We start from the raw sequence: 20224 nt of genomic DNA on the forward strand, positions 1-20224 counted from the left end.
GATGAGCGAGCAACCTTCGGAAGGGACAACCGAGTCGGTCGTGGCATTCGGGCTCAACGGCGAAAAGCAACTCTGCACGGTTCCGACGAGCAGAATGCTGCTGGACCTGCTGCGCGACACCTTCGGCTGCCAGGGAGTTCGCGGCTCGTGCGAACGGGGGGTCTGCGGTGCTTGCACGGTGCTCGTCGACGGAGTCCCCGTCGCGGCGTGTGCCACGTTCGCCTTCGCGGTCGACGGCGCGGACGTGGAGACAGTGGAAGGCCTCGCCTGCGACGACGGCACGCTGTCGCCACAGCAACGGGCCTTCGCCGAGTGCGGCGGCTACCAGTGCGGCTTCTGCACCTCGGGCATGCTGATGACCACCACGGCCCTCTTACGGCACGACCCATCGCCCGACCGGGCCACGATCCGTGAGTGGCTCAGCTCTAACACCTGCAGATGCACCGGCTACGAAATGATTGTCGAGTCGGTTGAGCGCGCCGCGCGTCTCCTCGCGGACGGCGGAGCACAGCGATGACCCCGACCTCGGACAGCCTCGCCGCCGACCCCACCGTGAGCCCCGCAGTCGATCCCGCCGCGCCGATGGCCGCCCTGCCCGCTCCGGCGCCGGGCCGCCGGGTGACCGGCCGGGACGGCACCCGCGCCGACGCACGGGCCAAGGTGACCGGTGCCGCCGTCTACGGCACCGACATCCGCCGCCCTGGAATGCTGCACGCCAAGGTGCTGCGCAGCCCGCACCCGCACGCCCGGATCCGGGCAGTCGACACCGCCGCGGCCCGCCGGCTCAATGGCGTGACCGCTGTCCTCACCGGTGCCGGCGTGCGGCACCTCAAGCCCTACGGGACCCTGGTCAAGGACCAGCCCGTGGTGGCCGTCGACACCGTCCGCCATGTCGGCGACATCGTCGCCGCGGTCGCCGCGGTGGATGAGCGCACCGCGTTCGCCGCGTTGGACTTGATCCGAATCGACTACGAAATCCTGCCCGCGGTCCTCGACATGGAGGAAGCCCTCGCCCCCGACGCGCCGCAGATCTTCCCCGATCCCCCGCACGGCATCGTCCCGCGATACGGCCAGGGGGCCTCGGGAGCCCTGCGCACCGGCCCCAACGTCGCCTACGAGTTCCGCTACCGCACCGGGTCGGCCGCAGTCTGGGACGAGTGCGACCACGTCTTCACCGACACCTTCCGCTTCTCGCGGATGAACCACATGCACCTGGAGCCGTTCGTCACTGTGGCCGAGGCCACCGACGAGGAGATCGAGGTGTGGACGGCGACGCAGACGCCCTTCCCCCTGCGCCGGGAGCTCAGCTGGATCTTCGGCCTGCCGGAGAATCGCATACGGGTCCGGGTGCCGTTGCTGGGTGGCGGGTTCGGCGCGAAGAGCGGCCCGAAGGCCGATCCGATCGCGATCCGGCTGTCCCAACTCAGCGGCGGCCGGCCGGTGCGGTTCTGTATGACCACCGAGGAGGTCTTCCACACCCTCTCCCAGCACGCGGCCACCCTGGTGGTGACGTCCGGGGTGAAGGCCGACGGCACATTCGTGGCACGCCGCAGCAGCGTGCTACTCGACGGCGGTGCCTATACCGAGGCCAGCCCCGTGGTGTGCGAGAAGGCGGGCTACCGGATGCACGGCGCGTACCGCTGGCGGCACGTCGACTCGGTCTGCCGAGCGGTGATCACCAACACCGTCCCCGCCGGTGCCTTCCGTGGCTTCGGCGGCACCCAGGCGACGTGGGCCGGTGAGCGCCAGATCGACCTCATCGCCGAGCGGCTCGCCATCGATCCGATCGAACTTCGGCGGCGCAACCTCGTACGCCGTGGCGAGGAGGTCGTCCCGGGTGAGCTCGCGATGGACTGCGACCTCGCCGAGGGGCTCCGGCTGGTCGCGGACGCTATCGGCTACGGCCGCGGGCGCCCGGCGGGCCGCGGCGTGGGGATCGGTATCGGCGTCAAGGACGGCGGAGGGCTCAACAAGCCCGCCCAGGCCAGGGTAAAGGTGTCCACCGACGGCGATGTCTTCCTGCACTGCGGACTCATCGAGATGGGTCAGGGCGGCCAGTCGGCGATGGCGCAGATCGTCGCCGAGGTCCTGCGATGCCCTCGGGAACGGATCACCTACGCCGGGATCGACACCGATCACACTCCCTTCGACCAGGGCACCAACGCCTCCTCGGGTATCACAGTGACGGGCCGGGCCGTGCACCGCGCCGCAGACCGGCTGCGGCACGACGTCCTGAATTGGGCGGGCGAACAGCTCGGGCGTGACCCCCACGGCTTGGAACTCTCCGACTGGACCGTCGTGGACGACGACGGTGGCCGGCACCCCCTGCCCGCGATGATTATGTCGACCTTCGGGGGCCGGGGCTACGAGTTCACCGCCGACGGCTTCTACAAGGTCCGCAACTCCCACCTCGCGCCCCTTGGGGCTCCCTGCGTGTTCTGGGAGGTCGGGGTGGCCGGAGCGGAGGTCGAGGTCGATCCCGAGACCGGCCGGGTCACCGTCCTGCGGCTGGTGGTCAGCGGCGACGCCGGCACGGTCATCAACGAGATCGGGTGCCGCGGCCAGGCCGAAGGGGCAGCGGTCTTCGGCCTCGCCCAGTCGCTGTTCGAGGAGTTGCGCTACGAGGACGGGAGGCCGTTGAACGCTGAACCGCTGCTGTACCGGGTACCGCTGGCCGAGGACGTTCCCCACGACTTCCGCTCCGTCATCCAGGAACAAGGTAACGGCGCGGGACCGTTCGGCGCGAAGGGCATGGGCGAGGGCTGCATCCTGCCCATCGCGCCGGCCATCGCCCAGGCGATCGCTGACGCCGTCGGCGCGCAGCTCACGCAACTGCCGATGACGCCCGAACGCGTCCACCGGGCGATCGACCGCGGGCGGGGCCGACCCTCTGGGGGCGCCTGACGATGCGCGCCCGGCAGCGGGCTGCGAGCACGACCTGCCATGCCGACCCACTGAGCGAGGTTTCCGTGACGGACACAACGAATTCCGGCCGTGGCGGCGGACGCGGGGGCGGGGCCATCGAGCCGGACCCCGTGGTGGACGCGGTGGTGGACACCGGAGTGGACTCGGTCGGGGGCGCCGTGGTGGACGCGTGGCGTTATCCGCTGTTCCCCGCCCTCGCCAGGCGGCGCTCACGCCGCTTCCCGGTGGGGGCCGCCAGCAACGGACTGTCCCCCTTCACCTCCACCGCACTGCCGCAGCCGCTCACGCACACCGAGGAGGCCTTGCTGGTGATGGCGGCAAACGGGGCGACCGGGCCCGTCCTGCCGGACGATCTGCTCGGCGGAACGCTGGACCACAGCATGGCCTTCCACGGGCGGACTTACCCCTCGGCGTGCGCGGTGCACGGCACCACGTTGCTGCTGACCAACGACGAAGGGGTCTTCGTGGCCGGCCCGGTGCCGCTGACGGACCAGCCACCGCAGGACGCCGCGGACGCCTACCTGCGATGCCGCACCAGAATCGCGGACAGCCGGCTCGACATCCCGATGGACCCGCCGGCGACCGCGCGGTCCAACGCCTGGAGCGTGAACAAGCCCGGCACGACGCTGCTGATGCCGGTCACCGACGTGACGCACCAGTACATCAACATGCTGCTGATGATGCTGGACGATCCCAACAGGATTTACGTCTACGACGATCTCAACGGCGGTGCGGAGCCGCTGGCCAAGTACGCGGGCAGACTGGACCCCGCGCGCGGCCTTCCGCTGTCGGCGTTCGAGCTCAAGCTGGCCCAGAGCACCGCCGCCACGGAGCAGGCCCTCATGCTCGGCAACGCCTTTCTCGCCACTCAGGCGCTGGGCCTCGGCGGATGGCTGTTCACGCCGTCCGATCCCGTCGCGGTGCTCGCCACACTCGGCTTCGCCCCGGGACTGGCGCCGCACGTCACCCCATGCCGTCCACCATACCGGCCGACGATGGCCGACGCCGTCCGGCGCGTAGTGGCCGACAAGCACCACAACTACGCCGTGGCCGACACGCCGCTGCGCCGCAACCTGGTCACCGGAGCCACCCGGGTCTCGGACTGGTGCGTGGACGCGGTCGTCGACCTGTGCACCTATGTATGGGAGACCTACGGGAGTTTCCCGGCGCGCATCCCACCGGTCCAGATGGTCAGCTGGTTCCAGGCACACCACCTCGACACCGCCTACTACGACAGGTACTACCGGCCCGGGACCTACCACGACGGTATCCGCACGCACCACAGCCGATGGCACACCGGGCGTACCGCGAACTGACTCCCCGCCCAGAGGCCTGACGCGGACCGGGGACGGCTGTCGGCCGCCCGGCCCGCGGGCGGCCACGAGGGGGGCCATCGGCTCAGGACCCGCCGCGCAGGGCTCATACCCGCCTCCTGGCCGGGTGAGTGGATGGTGGCGCATGTGTCACCTCGCGCCGTGGGACGATGGCCGCCGTTTCCACGGTCCGCCGGGACGGACGGGATCGGACGTTCCGGCAACGGCGGGAGAGAGCGATGAGTCGGTGGATCGAGCGGTGGGACCCGAGGACGAGGCTTCTGAAAGTGCTGGAACGAGCCTGCGAACAGGGCCGGCGTACCGCCCATGGAGACGACCCGCCAGGTGAAGAGATTTCCTCCGACCGGTTCACTTTGCGGGTTGACGTCGGGGCGTAGGCGCTGGACTTGAGGCTATTTCGTCATGCTTGTCCAGGTCCGCGCCGCGGGCGCCCTCGAGGACGGCGGGGCGGACCTCCTCCGCCGCCGGTACGCGTGCGTGCGGTACGGCGAGCAGGCGGCGCGGCCGTCCGCGAGTTGGGCGGAGACGTGGTGGGAGACGGCGGCAGCGCGGACCGGGTCGAAGCCGAGGGCGACGAGCATCAGCGATGCAGACCGCGACCGGGGCGCCGAAGCCGGCCAGCGCCTCCAGGAGAGCGCCGAAGCACGAGGCGACCACGAATGCGTGGATGCGCGGCGAGCAGGGGGAGACCCCTACGGGATCGCCACCAGATCCCTACGGGACGTCGGCGCCCGGTACTCCGTCAGTTGTCCGGTGACCGCAGGACCCGCAGATGGCCGCGCCGGGCGACCTCCATCGGGTCCGCGCCGCGACCGCCGCCCGCCTCGGCCGCCCGCTCCTGGGGGCGGGCCGCCTCGCGCACCGCGTTCGCAAGCGCTTCCAGGTCGTCCCCGCTCGGACGCGCGGGAGCGGAGCCGTCGAGGAGGCGGACCACCTCCCAGCCACGCGGGGCGGTGAGGCGCTCGGAGTGCTCGGCGCACAGGTCGTAGCAGTGGGGTTCGGCGTAGGTGGCGAGCGGGCCGAGGACCGCGGTCGAGTCGGCGTAGACGTACGTCAGCGTCGCGACGGCGGGTCGGCCGCAGGCGGTTCGCGAACAGCGACGTACAGGGCTCACGACGTTGGACGGTACCGCACTCTTGAGCGGGCCGCGACGACTCTCCCCCAGGTCACTCCACCGTGTCGTACTGTGAAACGCCCCACACCCCCCTCCCGACACGCCCTGCCGACCTGCACGGAAGGGATCGTCCGGGGTCACGGCCGGCACCGCATCCGGTCACGAGTCGGTACAAACACCGTCAATTGCCTTGAGTTCGCCGGTCTCGTGGAGATACGGAAACGAGCCCAACGTTGGCCGGAATGGTCATCCTGTGACACGCCGTCCCGGGCGGTGCCGGTGCGTGGAGCGGCGCGGCCGAAGCCGCGAGGACTACGCTTCACCAGTGATGGACAACCGTGTACCGCCCCGTGCCGCCGGCCCCGGGCCCCGTCGACGCGATCGCCACGGTCGGGGCATGCGCGGGCCGATCGCACCACCCCAGGTGCCGCTGGCCGCGAGCCGCGCCGACGTGTTCGCGGACCTGGTGCAGGACTCCGTGGAGCGCCTGGAGCGGCGCTGGCCGCAGCTCGCCGACATCGATTTCCTGGTGCTCGAAGTGCCCCGGCTGCAGGACCGGCACGGTGAGAGCTGGGACGACGAGGCGGTGCCGCTGGGCGGGATCATCACCGCCCGCGAGGGACGCCGGGCGCGGGTGGTCGTCTACCGCCGGCCGGTGGAGATCCGCACCAAGGGGCGCGACGAGCGGGCCGCGCTGGTGCACGAGGTCGTCGTGGAGCAGGTCGCCGAGCTGCTCGGCCTCACCCCGGAGACGGTCGATCCCCGCTACGGCGAGGACTGAGCCCCGGCGACCCGCCCGCTCTACTTCTGCAGCACCGACACGTCCTGGTCCGCCTCCGGAACGGCCACCGTGCCGCGGTCGTCCGGGAGGGTCTGGATCGTGAAGCCCGGGACACCGCCCTCGGTGGCCGCCAGGGTGCGGGCGCCGTAGACCGGACCGCCGGAGACCGTCTCGACGGTCAGGGCATAGGTCCCCTTCAGCCCGGACGGGACCGGGGCGGCCACGTTCTGCGTGGTGCCGGACTTGATCGTGAACGTCTTGGACACCGATGTGCCGCCGCCGCTCCCCGCCGACGCCGTGACCTTGACCTGGGCGGTCCCGGTCGGTGCGGTCAGGGAGAGGGTGGTGCCCTTGCCGCTGTTGTCGGCGGAGGTCGCGCGCGTGCCGACCGGTGCGGTCGCCGGGATGTACGCGGTCTCCCGGTTGCCGCCCTTGCCGCGCGTGACACGCAGGGCGGCCACCACCGGGACGGACTGGTCGGAGGGCGTGAGGATCAGCGAGCCCGCCTCGCCGCGCGTGACGTCGCCGAGGTCGGTGGCGGTGGTCATGCCCGACTTCACGTGCAGCGTCTCGTTGCCGGCGGGGGTGATCGTGCCGTCCGGGGAGGCGAGGCGCACCTTCAGGTCCGCGTCGTTGTCGCCGGTGGTGAAGGCGATCAGGCGGACGTCGGTGGCGTCCTTGGGGATGCCCGGCAGCACCAGGCTGCCCGCCGGGTCGGCGGCGGCGGCCAGCCAGTCGCCGCCGGTCTTGTCGTCCAGGGCCTGCACGCTCGCGCCGACCCGGCCGCTGCGCACGCTCACGTGCACGGTCAGGTCGGTCTGGCGCTCGTCCGTGAGCGTGGAGAGCAGGACCGGCTCACTGGCGTGCGGCTGGACGGTGATGCCCTCCCCCACCGTGGACTTGAGCTGGCCGTCCTTGCCGTACAGCTCGACGTCGACCACGGCGGCGCTGTCGTCGGGGTTGGTGAGGTGCACGTAGTCGGTGCGGCCGGAGGCGGTGCTGGCGCCGGGGAACCAGAACTCGGTGTCGGCCGCCGTGCAGGTGACCCCCTGGAGGCCGCGACCGGTGCCCGCGGCGACCTCGGTGGTCTCCTGGACCGTCCAGCCTGAGGCGTACTTGCCCTCGGCGGTGCCGACGTAGGCCGGCCCGTCGGAACCGGAGGTGTCCCCGGTGGCCGGCGTGCCGGGCGCCTTGGGGGTGAGGACGGGCTTGGCGGCCTTCTTCTTGCCGCCGCCGCTCCCCGTCCCCTGCGCCGACTGCTCGGTGGCGGCCTGGAGCGCGGCCTTCCCGTCGCTCGTGGCGCCCTTGGTGACGGGCGTGAACGACGTGTACGAGGTGTCCGCGATGTCGGACAGGCTGGGCGCCGGGCACAGCAGCGTGGAGCGCTCCACGGGCAGCTGGACGGCCGCCTCGGCGGCGTGCGCGGGGGTGGCGGCCGGCGCGTTCAGCTCGGCGAACCCGGTGACCGCCGCGAGGGCCGCCGTGCCGGCGAGCAGGGACAGGGTGGTGCGGTTCACTGCTGGCTCCCGTCGTGGTGCTCGCCGCCGGTGCCGCGGTGGTGCTGGGCGGCCGGGTCGTAGGCGGGGTCGTAGGCCGGGTCGTAGCCCTGCTGGTACGTCGGGTCGTACCCGGCCTGCCCCTGCTGACCGCCGTAGGCGTACGGGTCGTACTGGCCGGTCTGGTAGGGGTCGTAGGTCTGCTGGTCGTAGCCGCCGGTCTGGTACTGGCCGGTGCCGGCTTCGGCGCCCTGGTACGGGTCGGCGTAGCCCGCGTCATAGCCGTCGCTCTGCGGATAGGACGCCGGGTCCCACTCGTCGTACGACTGCTGCTGCGGAACCGCGGCCGGGGTCTCCTCCTGCGGAGCCTGTGGATCCGCCGACGGGACGTCGGCGCCTTCCGGGGCCTCCTGGTGCTCCTGGGACTCCGGGAACTCCGGGAACTCCTCCTCGGCCTCCGCCTGGGCGCGCAGGCGGCGGGCGCGGCGGCCCTCGCCCTCGGTGGCCTGGGCGGGGATCGGCTGCTCCTCGGGAAGGTCGTCGTCGACGTCACGGCGGCGGCCGGGCAGGGCGAGGACGACCAGGACGACGGCGAGCGCTCCCTGCGCCCACAGCCAGGCGGTGTGGGTGAACGGGGTGTCGTAGGTGAGGTCGAGCTTCCCGCCGGAGGAGGGGAGTTCGAAGCCCTGGGCCCAGCCGTCCACGGTGGTGCGGGTCAGCGGCTTGCCGTCCAGGGTGGCCGTCCAGCCGGGGGAGGCCGAGTCGGCCAGGCGCAGGATGCGGCCGTCGGCGCCGGCCGGGACGGTGGTGTGGATGTCGACGGGTCCCGCGGCGACGGAAACGGGGGTACCCGAGCCGTTCGCGGAGACGATGGTCGCGCGGGAGACCTGCTGGTCGACGCGCCACAGGGCGCTGCCGTCCTGCTGGCTGAGCCGGGACAGGCCGGGAGTGGCGTCGAGCACGCGCGTGATGTCGCGCGGCGCGCCCTTGTGGACCAGGACGTAGCGCACCGCGAACCCGCCGAGCTGGTCGGCCTGGTCGGCGCCGGAGCCGGCCACCAGGTTGGCGACGACCTTGTCGAGCTTGGCGTTCTCGCCGTCGGCGGCGGCCACCTCGGCGTCGCCCATGCGGGCGCCGGAGCCGCGTACCAGCATGTAGGTCACGCGGGCGGTGCTGTCGCTGTCGAGGACGAGGGTGCGGACCTGGTCGGTGGTGGTGCTGTCCTCGGCGACGAAGGCGGGCACCTGGGTGGGGTCGCGGCGCTCGACCGGGCCGTCGGCGCCCGCGATCATCCAGCCGGCGGCGAGCAGCAGCGGGCCCGCGGCGGCGGCGAAGGCGATCAGGGCGGCCACCGGCTGGCGCCAGCCGAAGCTCTGTTCGGCGACCCGGGAGCGTGCTCCGTCGGCGCCGAGCGCGGCGGCGGCCAGGATCGCGATGCCGTAGACGAGGGTCGCGGGGCCGGCCCAGGCGGACTTGTTGGACAGGACCGCGAAGACCAGGCCGACCAGGGCGACCGCCCAGGCGGTGCGGACCGCCGACTGGCGCTCGGAGCGCAGCAGGGCGGCGAGCGCGGCCAGGACGACGCCGATGAGCAGCAGCCCGTCGACGGTGCCGGGGCCGCCCGGGCTGGCGCCGAGCAGGTCGAGGGCGGAGGCGGCCGAGGAGCCGTACCCCAGCCCGGCCTGTGTGAAGAAGCCGGACGGCAGCAGGGTCAGCGACCAGGGGGCGAGGACCAGCAGCGGGGTGCCGAGCTGGGCCAGCAGCCGCAAGCCGGAGGCGACCAGGTCGGAGCGGCGTACGGCGAGCACGGCGAGGCCGAGGACCAGGGCGATCGGCCAGACGATCGGCGTGAACGCGGTGGTGACGGTCAGCAGCAGCGCGTACGCCCAGGTGGCGCGCCAGCTGCCGCGTGCTCCGGAGGGGTGCGTGAGGCCGCTGGCCGCGATGCCCGCGCGGGCGATCAGCGGCAGCAGGATCGCGAGGACGGCGGTGCCGATGCGGCCGCCCGCGAGGGCGCCGGTGGCGGCGGGCAGGAAGGCGTAGGCGATGGCCGCCCAGGCGCGCAGCAGCCGCGAGGTGACCAGCGGGCGGGAGGCGAAGTAGGCGGTGAACCCGGCCAGCGGCACCGAGGCGACCAGGAGCACGGTGACGGCGAGCCCGGTGGAGCCGAACAGCAGGGAGGCCAGGGAGGCGATGATCGCGAGGTACGGCGGCGCGGCGGGAGTGCCGCCGGCGCCGACGGCGTGCCAGGCGTCCAGGTAGCGCGACCACAGCTCGCCCGCGCTGCCCGGGGCGGGCAGCAGGGCGCCGCCCGCGAGGGCGCCGGAGCCGAGCAGCGCGCGGCAGGCGACCAGCGAGAACAGCAGCAGCACCAGGAAGAGCACCGGGCCCGGTTTGCGGGCGATGCGCTTGAGGCGGGCGAACTGCTCGATCTCCAGGAAGTCGGCGTCGTCGCCGCCGGGCCCGGACTCGACCGCGCCGCCGTGCCGGCCGGCCGCGGAGATCTCGTCGTCGGCGCCGAAGAGGTTGCCCGCGACCTGTTCGACGGTGGCCCGGACGGTGGCGCCGGGCGGCGGGAACAGGGGGCGCAGCTCGCCCTTGTCGAGCTGGGAGCGGCCGCGCCTGCGCCGCCCGGCGATGATCCGCTCGGGCCGCAGCAGGGTGCCCAGCAGGCCGCGGATCTCGTCGAGGGCCTGCCCGGGGACCTTGCCGACGAGGTAGGCGACGGTGCGCAGCAGGGTGCCGAGGACCAGGCGGAACAGGATCCAGGGCAGCACGGCCGTACGGGCGTTGACCAGCAGGGTGTAGATGGCCCCGGCCTTGTCGACCTTGTGCGGGGAGGTGGCGGTGCGGCCGGCGCAGTCGACGGTGCGGCGCTCGCGGGAGGCGGCCTCGGCGTGCCGTACGACGGCCTCGGGAGCGATCAGGACGCGGTGTCCCGCGTTGTGCGCGCGCCAGCACAGGTCGACGTCGTCGCGCATGAGGGGCAGCCGGCGGTCGAAGCCGCCGAGCTCCTCGAAGACGTCGCGGCGGATGAGCATGCCGGCGGTGGAGACGGAGAGCACGGGCCGTACGTGGTCGTGCTGGCCCTGGTCCTGCTCGCGGCGGTCCAGGCCGGTCCAGCGGCGACCGGAGTTGGCGATGGTGACGCCGACCTCCAGGAGCTGCCGGCGGTCGTACCAGCCGCGCAGCTTGGGGCCGACGACCGCCACGTCGTCGCGGCCCAGCTCCATCTCGTTGTCGACGACCCGCAGCAGCTGGGCCAGGGCGTCGGGTTCCGGGGCGCAGTCGTCGTGCAGCAGCCACAGCCACTGGACCGGCTCGCCGTACGGCAGCTCGGGCATGTCGTAGGCGTCGTCGCGCCACTGGCGGGTGACCGGGTCCCAGCCGCTGGGCCGCTTCAGGTACGGCAGGTCGTCCGGGGTGAGGAGGGGCGCGGTGCGGCTCGCCTCCTCGACGGCCTGGCCGAAGCCGGTGCGGCGGGCGAGGTGCAGGACGTTGGCGTCGCCGAGGGAGGCGGTGAGCTGCTGGGCGGAGTCGTCCGCGCTGCCGGTGTCGGCCGCCACCGCGTACTGGACGGGGCGCTCCTGGCCGAGCAGCCCGGCGAGCGCGTCGGGCAGCCAGCGGGCGCCGTCGTGGGAGACGAGCACCGCGGTCACCACATGACGCGGGAACTCGGGCGGGCGGGTTGGGTCAAACCCCGCTGTGGCAGCCGTGTCTTGGGCTGCCGTGTGGCTGTGCACGGACATCGAGGTACGGGCCCCGGTTCGATGGACTGCGGTGGACTCCTGCGCCCGCTGGTGGCGGCGAGGCGTCTCGGACGAGCGACCACACTATCGGCTGGGCATGCCGACGGCCCGCCGCCTGTGGATAACCCACCCGCGACGGGCCGTTCGCGCAGCTCAGATGTGTGCGTTGTGTGGACGTCCGCTTCGGTCGGCAGCCCTCCCGGCTCAGACGGCGGCCTTCTTGAGGCGGCGGCGCTCCCGCTCGGACAGTCCGCCCCAGATACCGAACCGCTCGTCGTTGGCGAGGGCGTACTCGAGGCACTCGGACCGCACCTCGCAGGCGAGGCAGACCTTTTTGGCCTCTCTGGTGGAGCCGCCCTTCTCGGGGAAGAAGGACTCGGGGTCGGTCTGGGCGCACAGCGCGCGCTCCTGCCAGCCGAGTTCCTCGTCCGCGTCGTCGACCAGCAGTTGCTGCACCAGCTCGGTCATGTGCGCCCCTCGTCTGTCTTTACGTCCCCGTGCCCGGCCGTTACCGATTTCGGCTGAACGACACGAGTGAAATTACAAGTGTGCTGCTCCGGGCGAGTCAAGCCGAGATCTGCTATTGGGCCCGTTATTCACTCTGCGGAACCAAGGCCGAGCGGAAAGTGTTCAAATCGGCATAAACCTTGACATGCAGACGAGGCCCCACTCAGGGCCTCCGACCCCATACAGGGCTTGTACGGAGGAGGACGCCCAGATGTTCGATCGCGTTCCGAAGTGGCTCGCGCGCCCGGTTGTGCGCCATGTGTCCCGGGTGCCCACTGAGCAAACCTTTCGGCAGCGAGATGGACCGGATGAGGTGAACCGTGTCCCACATACCGGGCGTCGAGTTGACACGGAGGGTGTGAACCGCTGTTCTTGTGGGCATGCTCGCGAACTTGGCACTCACCTCGACCCGCACCGCCGGGTCCCACGGTGCTGCCCGCGCTCGCTGTAGCTGTTGCTGTTCCAGCTGTTGAGCCGTAGCCGTCCCCGACCGCTCCCGCTCCGGCTGCAGACCGAGTCCCCAGGACTCGGTCTTCGCTTTTCGTTCCCCGCTGACCTTCTTCACTGAGGAACCAACGCACCCCCATGAACAGCGACAACGATCTCCAGATCGCCGGCGACATCCTCGAGGTCACGCACCTGCTGCAGGCCCCGCGCGAGCACCCGGTCACCGTGGCCGAGTTCGTCGGCCTGGCCCGGGCGATCGCCGCCGACCGCGCGCAGTGGGAGCACCTCGTCCAGTACGACGCGACCAGCCGCTGGTACCACCGCCTGCGCACCGGCCCCGGCTACGAGGTGTGGCTGCTGTCCTGGGTGCCCGGCCAGGGCAGCGGACTGCACGACCACGGCCGCTCCTCCGGCGTGCTGACCGTCCTGGAAGGGGCGCTCACCGAACGCACCGGGCGCGGCACGCGCGCGCTGGGCGCCGGTGCGCAACGGGTGTTCGCGCCGGGGTACGCGCACGAGGTGGTCAACGACACGCTGGAGCCCGCGGTGAGCCTGCACGTCTACTACCCGGGGCTGACCGAGATGCCGATGCACACGGCGGCCGCGGCCGCCTGCGAGGCCCGTCCCGTGACTGCGTGACGCGTTGTCGCACCCGCCTGCAAGACTTGGCGCATGCGCATTGTGGTTCTGGCAGGCGGTATCGGCGGTGCCCGGTTCCTGCGCGGTCTGAAGCAGGCCGTGCCGGACGCCGACGTGACCGTCATCGGCAACACCGGGGACGACATCCACCTCTTCGGGCTGAAGGTCTGCCCGGACCTCGACACGGTGATGTACACGCTCGGTGGCGGCATCGACGAGGAGCAGGGCTGGGGGCGGGCCGAGGAGACCTTCCACCTCAAGGAGGAGCTCGCCGCCTACGGCGTGGGGCCGGACTGGTTCGGGCTCGGCGACCGGGACTTCGCGACGCACATCGTGCGCACCCAGATGCTGGGCGCCGGATATCCGCTCAGCGCGGTGACCGAGGCGCTGTGCGACCGCTGGAAGCCGGGCGTGAAGCTGATCCCGATGACCGACGACCGGGTCGAGACCCATGTCGCCGTCGAGATCGAGGGCGAGCGCAAGGCCGTGCACTTCCAGGAGTACTGGGTACGGCTGCGGGCCGGCGTCCCCGCCGAGGCGGTGGTCCCGGTCGGCGCCGAGCAGTCCAAGCCGGCACCCGGCGTCCTGGAGGCGATCGCCGAGGCGGACGTGATCCTCTTCCCGCCGTCCAACCCGGTGGTCTCCGTCGGCACGATCCTCGCGGTGCCCGGCATCCGGGAGGCGATCGCGGACGCCGGGGTACCGGTGGTGGGCCTCTCCCCCATCGTCGGGGACGCTCCGGTGCGCGGGATGGCCGACAAGGTGCTCGCCGCGGTGGGCGTGGAGTCGACGGCGGCGGCGGTCGCCGAGCACTACGGCTCCGGGCTGCTGGACGGCTGGCTCGTCGACTCCGTGGACGCGGGCAGCGTCGCGCGCGTGGAGGCGGCCGGCATCCGCTGCCGGGCCGTTCCGCTGATGATGACCGACCTGGACGCGGCCGCGCAGATGGCCCGGGAGGCGCTGGCGCTGGCCGAGGAGGTGCGCGGGGCATGAGGGACGCGACCGACGACACGACCGCAGCCACCGACGCGACCGGTACGGCCGACGCGGTGCCCGCGTACCGGGTGTGGGCGCTGCCCGGGATCCCCGAAGTCCAGCAGGGCGACGACCTGGCGAAGCTGATCGCCGCGGCCGAACCGGGGCTGGCCGACGGTGACGTGGTGATCGTCACCTCCAAGATCGTCTCCAAGGCCGAAGGACGGCTCGTCGAGGCGGCCGACCGGGAGGCGGCGATCGACGCCGAGACCGTACGGGTGGTGGCCCGGCGCGGGGCCCTGCGGATCGTGGAGAACCGGCAGGGCCTGGTCATGGCGGCGGCCGGGGTGGACGCGTCCAACACCCCCGCCGGGACGGTGCTGTTGCTGCCCGAGGATCCCGACGCCTCGGCCCGTGCCGTCCGCGCGGGCCTGCGGGACGCGCTGGGCGTCAACGTCGGCGTCGTCGTCACGGACACCTTCGGGCGGCCCTGGCGCTCGGGGCTCACGGACGTCACCATCGGCGCCGCCGGCGTGGAGGTGCTGGACGATCTGCGCGGGGGCGTGGACGCGCACGGCAATCCGCTGGTCGCCACGGTCGTCGCCACGGCCGACGAACTGGCCGCCGCCGGTGACCTGGTGAAGGGCAAGGCGACGGGGATGCCGGTCGCCGTGGTGCGGGGCCTCGCCCATGTCGTGGCCGACGCGGACGACGACGGGGACGGCGCGCGGGCGATGGTCCGGGACGCGGGCAGCGACATGTTCCGGCTCGGGACGTCCGAGGCGGTCCGGGAGGCGGTGACGCTGCGGCGGACGGTGCGGGCGTTCACCGACGAGCCAGTCGACCCCGGGGCGGTACGGCGGGCGGTCGCCGCGGCCGTGACCGCGCCGGCGCCGCATCACACCACGCCGTGGCGGTTCGTGCTGCTGGAGTCGGCCGGGGCGCGCGTGCGGCTGCTGGACGCCATGCGGGACGCGTGGATCGCCGACCTGAGGAGGGACGGCAAGTCGGAGGAGTCCATCGCGAAGCGGGTGCGGCGGGGGGACGTGCTGCGGAACGCGCCGTACCTGGTCGTGCCCTGTCTGGTGATGGACGGGGCGCACACGTACGGGGATGCGCGGCGGGACACGGCCGAGCGGGAGATGTTCGTGGTCGCGGCGGGGGCCGCGGTGCAGAACTTCCTGGTCGCGCTGGCCGGGGAGCAGCTGGGCTCGGCGTGGGTGTCGTCGACGATGTTCTGCCGGGATGTGGTGCGGGGTGCGCTCGCGCTGCCGGCCGAGTGGGAGCCGATGGGGGCGGTTGCGGTGGGGAAGGCCGCGGAGGCTCCGCGGGAGAGGGCGCCGAGGGAGGCCGGGGACTTCATCGAGGTGCGGTGAGTTGCTTTGCGCCTTCGGATCGGGGTTGGCCGGTTCGTCGGCGAGTGCACGTTTGTGGGGGTTGATCGCGCAGTTCCCCGCGCCCCCAAAAAGACGGGCGCCTGAGGCCTAGGATTCTTTGAGTGGCTGGTCGGTTTGCTCCGAAGCCCACGCGTACGACCGTGCGGGGTGGGCAGGTCGTCGTGCCCGCCGGGGTGCCTCGGCAGGCTGTCGCGGCCGGGCGGGTGCGGCTCTGGAAGCCGGACGGGCCCCTTGATCTGGGGCTGGTGCTGGGGCCGCTGCGGCGGGGGCCCGGGGATCCGACCTTCAGGGCTACCCGGGACGGGTCCGTGTGGCGGGCCAGTCTCACCCCTGCCGGGGCCGGGACGCTGCGGGTCGCCGTGTACGGCGGTGAGGTGCGCGGGGAGGCATGGGGGCCGGGGGCCGAGTGGCTGCTGGAGCAGTTGCCGGAGATGCTCGGTTCCGCCGATGACCCGTCCGTGTTCGTGCCCCGGCACCGGGTCGTGGCGGCGGCCCGGCATCGGCGGCCGGGGCTGCGGCTGACGCGGACCGGGCTGGTGCTGGAGTCGTTGATCCCGTCGGTCCTGGAGCAGAAGGTCACCACCGACGAGGCGTACCGGGCCTGGCGGTTGCTGGTGCGCGGGTTCGGGGAGCGTGCGCCGGGTCCGGCGGGGGTGGGCGAGCGGCCGATGTGGGTGATGCCGGCGCCGCGTACCTGGGCGCTGATTCCTTCCTGGGAGTGGCACAAGGCCGGGGTCGACGACAAGCGGGCCTCGACGATCCTGCGCGCGGTGCGGGTCGCCGCGCGGCTGGAGCAGGCCGTGGGGATGGCGGCGGAGGCGGCGCAGGCGCGGCTGGAGGTGGTGCCGGGGGTGGGGCCGTGGACGTCGGCGGAGACCGTGCAGCGCAGTCACGGGGCGGCGGATGCGGTGACGGTCGGGGACCTGCACCTGCCGGGGATCGTCGGGTTCGCGCTGGCCGGGGACCGGTATGCCGACGACGAGGCGATGCTGCGGCTGCTCGAGCCGTATGCCGGGCAGCGGCATCGGGCGGCTCGGCTGATTCTGCTGAGCGGGCATACGCCGGCGCGACGGGCGCCGCGGATGTCGCGGGGCGACATCGGCCGGTTGTGAGGCCGCCTGGGGGTACCTCCCAGGCCCTTGAGGCCGTGGGGAGGCACGACTGCCCGCAGCTATGTCTTTCAGGGGCGCGGGGAACTGCGCGATCAGCCCCCACGCACCCGTGGTCAGCGCGCTGCCGCCACCACCCCTACTGGTCCGAAGAGAACCGCACCGCGCCCGCCGGGATCATCGCGTCGCACCACACCCTCGCGCCGTCCCGCAGTTCGTTGTCGGCGCCGATGACCGCGCCGTCGCCGATCACCGTGCCGGTGAGGACCGAGCGTTCGCCGACGCGGGCGCGGTTGCCGATGAGGGAGTCGGTGATGACGGCGCCGGGTTCGATCACGGCGCCGGGGAGGATCGTCGAGCCGAAGACCCTCGCGCCCTCCGCCACGAACGCGCCCTCGCCCACCACCGTGCCCCCCGTCAGCTTCGCGTCCGCCGCGACCCGGGCCGTGGGGAGGATGAGACGGTCGCCGCAGCGGCCGGGCACCGCCGGGGACGGGGCGCGGCCGAGGACGAGGTCCGCCGAGCCGCGGACGAAGGCCGCGGGCGTGCCGAGGTCCAGCCAGTACGTGGAGTCCACCATGCCCTGGAGGTGGGCGCCGGCCGCGAGCAGTTCGGGGAAGGTCTCGCGTTCCACGGACACCGAGCGGCCCGCCGGGATCGTGTCGATGACCGAGCGGCGGAAGACGTACGCCCCCGCGTTGATCTGGTCGGTGACGATCTCCTCCGGCGTCTGCGGCTTCTCCAGGAAGGCGAGCACTCTGCCCGCCCCGTCGGTGGGGACGAGGCCGTACGCGCGCGGGTCCGTCACCTTCGTGAGGTGGAGGGAGACGTCCGCGGCGGTCGACTCGTGCGTGGCCACCAGGGCGCGGATATCCAGCCCGGTCAGGATGTCGCCGTTGAAGATCAGGACCGGGTCGTCGGGCCCGGAGTGGAGGCGGGCGGCCACGTTGCGGATCGCGCCGCCGGTGCCGAGGGGCTCCTCCTCGGTGACGTACTCGATGTGCAGGCCGAGTGCCGCGCCGTCGCCGAAGTACGGTTCGAAGACCTCCGCCAGGTAGCTCGTCGCGAGGACGATGTGCTCCACGCCCGCCGCTCTGGCTCTGGCCAGCTGGTGCGTCAGGAACGGGACCCCGGCCGCAGGGACCATCGGCTTGGGCGTGTGGACCGTGAGCGGGCGCAGCCGGGTGCCTTTGCCGCCGACCAGGAGGATCGCTTCTGTCACCTGTCGTCTCTGCTTCCTGCCGGGACCGGCCGAACTCTCTGTCGGCCGGCCAGTGTATGCAGACCGTGCGACGGCGCCCTCGACGGCCGCGCGGTGCCACGCGGCATGGGTGTGCGGTATCCCCCGACTGCCCCCGACGGCGGTGAACGCCGGCCCCGTACTCAGCGCCCCTGAAGGTGCGCGGAGCTGGTCCGGGCCGAGCCGAGCTTGGCGTAGAGCTTGGCGCCTGGGCAGTCGGTGGCGTACCCGTCCCTGTGGCCGGAGATCACGTTGAGTCGTACGTTCTTCCCCTTTGGGTAGAGATTGCCACCCCCGGACTTCAGATATGTCTTTCCCTTCGGATTGGCCCCGAAGAGCCCGAGTTTCCACGCGGTGAGCTTGGCGACGGCGGTCACGGCGGCGGCGGACGGCTTGTGCGAGCCGTATGTGCCGATCACCGCGATGCCCATGCTGTTGTTGTTGAAACCGAGCGTGTGGGCGCCCCTGACGGCCTTCGCCGCTCCCCCGGCGCGGCCTTCGTAGATGGTTCCGCACTTGTCGACGAGGAAGTTGTAGCCGATGTCCCGCCAGCCCATGCTCACGACGTGGTAGCGGTAGATGCTGCGGATGACGGACGGGGCCTGGGAGCAGCGGTAACCGTTGCCGGAGGCGGTGTGGTGGACGAAGGCCGCCTTGACCTTCCCCGTGTAGACGAACCCCTTCTCGCGCAGCGATTCGTCGGCGCCCCAGCCTCGGCGGGTGACGATCCTCGGGCGCGGCCCGATGTACGGCTTCGCGAGCGGGGCGCCGGCGCCGCCCATCTCCCGGAGTTCGCGTTCGGTGTCCGCCCGGCTGAGTGCGGGGATCTCGGTGGCGGCGAAGGACACTAGGTCGGCGTTGAGCGAGGCGGCCGCGTCGGCCTCGGTGTCGGTGCGCGGGGTGTCGCCGGGCGGCCCCTCGGACGGGGCCTCGTCGCCGGGGTCGACGAGTTCCAGGCGCAGGCCGGCCGGGAGCAGGTCGCGTCCGACGCCGGGGCCGGGTCCTGCTGTGGCGCGCACGCGTACGTCGACTCCGTCCGAGTCGCCCACCCACAGGGGCGCGGTGGCGCCGTGCACGCGGCCGGAGGCGGCCTCCGCCGTGCCCGGGTCGGCGCCGTGGTCGGCGTTGTGCGCGTCGACGTCCTGCCAGCCCGACCAGTGCCCGGTGCCGGCGGACCGGGTGCGTACCTGGACCTGGCCGAGGAGTTCGGTTCCGGGGTTGTCCCAGACGACGCCGACGAGCGAGAAATGCCGTACGCCGGTGCGGTACACGCCCTGTTCGGGGGCCTGGCCGAGGACACGCTCGCGGATGCGGGGGGTGAGGGGCAGCGACTGGGTGCTGCCGGAGAGGGCCGTCGTGGTCCGGTCCGCGGGTGCGGCGGCCGCGGACGGCAGGTTCAGCACGGTCGGCAGGAGGGTGAGGGCGGCCGCGCAGGTGGCGCCGGTCGGGCAAGTCAGGAATCCACGCATGCCCCCGATATTGAACATAGTCAGACAAACGTGTCCATTGGGGAACTGACGGTCCGTCGGGGCCCGCTACGCCGGACCGGTGGCCCTGCCGGGCGGTGCGGGCGCCGGGCGCGGCGTACGCTTGCGCGGGTGAACGCCACCGATCGCACCCCTGCCGACCTGCTGCGTTCCGCGCTCGCCGCGGATCCCGGACGCCCCCTGGTGACCTTCTACGACGACGCGACGGGCGAGCGCGTCGAATTGTCCGTGGCCACCTTCGCCAATTGGGTGGCGAAGACGGCGAATCTGTTGCAGACCGATCTCGCGGCGGGGCCGGGCGACCGGGTCGCCCTGCTGCTGCCGGCGCACTGGCAGACGGCGGTGTGGTTGCTGGCCTGTTCGTCGGTGGGTGCGATCGCCGACGTGGCCGGGGAGCCGGCGGCGGCCGACGTGGTCGTCAGCGGGCCGGACTCGCTGGAGGCGGCGCGGGCGTGCCGCGGGGAGCGGGTCGCTCTCGCACTGCGGCCGCTGGGCGGGCGGTTCCCGCAGACGCCGGAGGGGTTCGTCGACTACGCCGTCGAGGTGCCGAGTCAGGGGGACCGGTTCGTGCCGTTCTCTCCCGTGGATCCCGAGGAGCCGGCGCTCATCGTCGCCGGGGCGGAGATGAGTGGCGCCGAGGTCGTGGAGCGGGCGCTCGGGGATGCGGCGGGGCTGGATCTGACCGGGCCGGGGTCGCGGTTGCTGTCGGGGCTCGGGTACGACACGTGGGAGGGGCTGAGCGCGGGGTTGTACGCGCCGCTCGCGGTCGGGGGGTCGGTGGTGCTGTGCCGGCACCTGGACGAGCTGGGTGAGGAAGGGATCGCCAAGCGGATCGAGAGTGAGCGGGTTACGGCTTCCGCTCGCTGAGGTCGTTTTCGGGTGCGGCCCGGTGGGGGCCGTTCGCGCAGTTCCCCGCGCCCCCAGGAAGGTGGGACCAGGCACCCGCGCCGGCAACCCCCGCCCCTCCCACAAGACCAGCCCCCGTCGGCACCCCACCACCGCGTGGTTGGACCGCTCACCCGCG

15 protein-coding genes and 1 pseudogene are annotated in these 20224 nt (G+C 72.7%); 9 read left to right on the forward strand and 7 right to left on the reverse strand.

The features are described 5' to 3' along the window. Position 1 precedes the first annotated feature (1 nt). From JF597_RS14155 to JF597_RS14165, 3 genes are all read left to right on the forward strand, one after another. Entirely contained in the window at positions 2-517 is a 516-nt protein-coding gene (locus JF597_RS14155; RefSeq protein WP_293993748.1) for a (2Fe-2S)-binding protein, read from the forward strand. After that, on the forward strand, positions 514-2904 hold the full coding sequence (locus tag JF597_RS14160) for a xanthine dehydrogenase family protein molybdopterin-binding subunit (protein WP_293993750.1): 2391 nt from the start codon (positions 514-516) through the stop codon (positions 2902-2904). The genes JF597_RS14155 and JF597_RS14160 overlap by 4 nt, the downstream gene beginning before the upstream one ends. A 65-nt stretch (positions 2905-2969) precedes the next feature. Continuing rightward, the gene (locus JF597_RS14165; RefSeq protein WP_293993752.1) at positions 2970-4241 is read left to right on the forward strand and encodes a hypothetical protein; all 1272 of its coding nucleotides are present in this window, start codon (positions 2970-2972) and stop codon (positions 4239-4241) included. 296 nt (positions 4242-4537) lie between these two features. Here JF597_RS14165 and JF597_RS14170 read toward each other — a convergent pair. Together JF597_RS14170 and JF597_RS14175 are read right to left on the reverse strand one after the other, a co-directional pair. Next, positions 4538-4934: pseudogene (locus JF597_RS14170) on the reverse strand (L-lactate permease); the annotation flags it as partial. A 67-nt stretch (positions 4935-5001) separates the two neighbouring features. After that, the gene (locus tag JF597_RS14175) at positions 5002-5424 is read right to left on the reverse strand and encodes a DUF3499 domain-containing protein (RefSeq protein ID WP_293994172.1); all 423 of its coding nucleotides are present in this window, start codon (positions 5422-5424) and stop codon (positions 5002-5004) included. A 277-nt stretch (positions 5425-5701) separates the two neighbouring features. Between JF597_RS14175 and JF597_RS14180 the strand changes: the two genes are divergently transcribed. Continuing rightward, positions 5702-6154, forward strand: a complete 453-nt coding sequence (locus JF597_RS14180; RefSeq protein WP_293994174.1) for a metallopeptidase family protein — start codon at positions 5702-5704, stop codon at positions 6152-6154. Positions 6155-6174: 20 nt separating this feature from the next. Here the strand turns inward: JF597_RS14180 and JF597_RS14185 are convergent, their stop codons facing one another. The 3 genes from JF597_RS14185 to JF597_RS14195 form a co-directional block, all read right to left on the reverse strand. Then, positions 6175-7671, reverse strand: a complete 1497-nt coding sequence (locus JF597_RS14185; RefSeq protein WP_293993753.1) for a DUF5719 family protein — start codon at positions 7669-7671, stop codon at positions 6175-6177. Further along, a complete protein-coding gene (locus tag JF597_RS14190) occupies positions 7668-11399 on the reverse strand; it encodes a glycosyltransferase (RefSeq protein WP_293993755.1) in 3732 nt (1243 codons plus the stop codon). The genes JF597_RS14185 and JF597_RS14190 overlap by 4 nt, the downstream gene beginning before the upstream one ends. Positions 11400-11603: 204 nt before the next feature. Further along, the gene (locus tag JF597_RS14195; RefSeq protein WP_003975777.1) at positions 11604-11867 is read right to left on the reverse strand and encodes a WhiB family transcriptional regulator; all 264 of its coding nucleotides are present in this window, start codon (positions 11865-11867) and stop codon (positions 11604-11606) included. Positions 11868-12491: 624 nt separating this feature from the next. On the opposite strand from JF597_RS14195, the gene JF597_RS14200 reads away from it, so the two are divergent. The 4 genes from JF597_RS14200 to JF597_RS14215 all read left to right on the forward strand — a co-directional run bounded on the left by JF597_RS14200 (position 12492) and on the right by JF597_RS14215 (position 16476). Further along, positions 12492-12992: a cysteine dioxygenase family protein gene (locus tag JF597_RS14200; protein ID WP_293993928.1), complete on the forward strand. Its 501-nt coding sequence runs from the start codon at positions 12492-12494 to the stop codon at positions 12990-12992. Between the two features lie 33 nt (positions 12993-13025). Further along, a complete protein-coding gene (gene cofD, locus JF597_RS14205) occupies positions 13026-13985 on the forward strand; it encodes a 2-phospho-L-lactate transferase (protein WP_293993931.1) in 960 nt (319 codons plus the stop codon). After that, complete coding sequence (locus tag JF597_RS14210) at positions 13982-15343, forward strand: coenzyme F420-0:L-glutamate ligase (RefSeq protein ID WP_293993934.1); 1362 nt, start codon at positions 13982-13984, stop codon at positions 15341-15343. Before cofD ends, JF597_RS14210 begins: the two co-directional genes overlap by 4 nt. A 122-nt stretch (positions 15344-15465) precedes the next feature. Then, positions 15466-16476, forward strand: coding sequence for a DNA-3-methyladenine glycosylase 2 family protein (locus tag JF597_RS14215; protein ID WP_293993936.1), 1011 nt, complete (start codon positions 15466-15468; stop codon positions 16474-16476). Between the two features lie 136 nt (positions 16477-16612). On the opposite strand, the gene JF597_RS14220 is transcribed toward JF597_RS14215, so the two are convergent. Together JF597_RS14220 and JF597_RS14225 are read right to left on the reverse strand one after the other, a co-directional pair. Then, positions 16613-17695 carry an NDP-sugar synthase gene (locus JF597_RS14220; protein WP_293993938.1) on the reverse strand — a complete coding sequence of 361 codons (1083 nt, stop codon included), beginning with the start codon at positions 17693-17695 and terminating at the stop codon, positions 16613-16615. Between the two features lie 161 nt (positions 17696-17856). Then, complete coding sequence (locus JF597_RS14225) at positions 17857-19200, reverse strand: N-acetylmuramoyl-L-alanine amidase (protein WP_293993940.1); 1344 nt, start codon at positions 19198-19200, stop codon at positions 17857-17859. 111 nt (positions 19201-19311) lie between these two features. Here JF597_RS14225 and JF597_RS14230 point away from each other — a divergent pair, with 111 nt between their 5' ends. Next, the gene (locus JF597_RS14230; protein WP_293993942.1) at positions 19312-20067 is read left to right on the forward strand and encodes a TIGR03089 family protein; all 756 of its coding nucleotides are present in this window, start codon (positions 19312-19314) and stop codon (positions 20065-20067) included. The last annotated feature ends 157 nt before the right edge of the window (positions 20068-20224 follow it).

The organism is Streptomyces sp. (genome assembly GCF_019510245.1).
Taxonomy (GTDB): Bacteria; Actinomycetota; Actinomycetes; order Streptomycetales; family Streptomycetaceae; genus Streptomyces.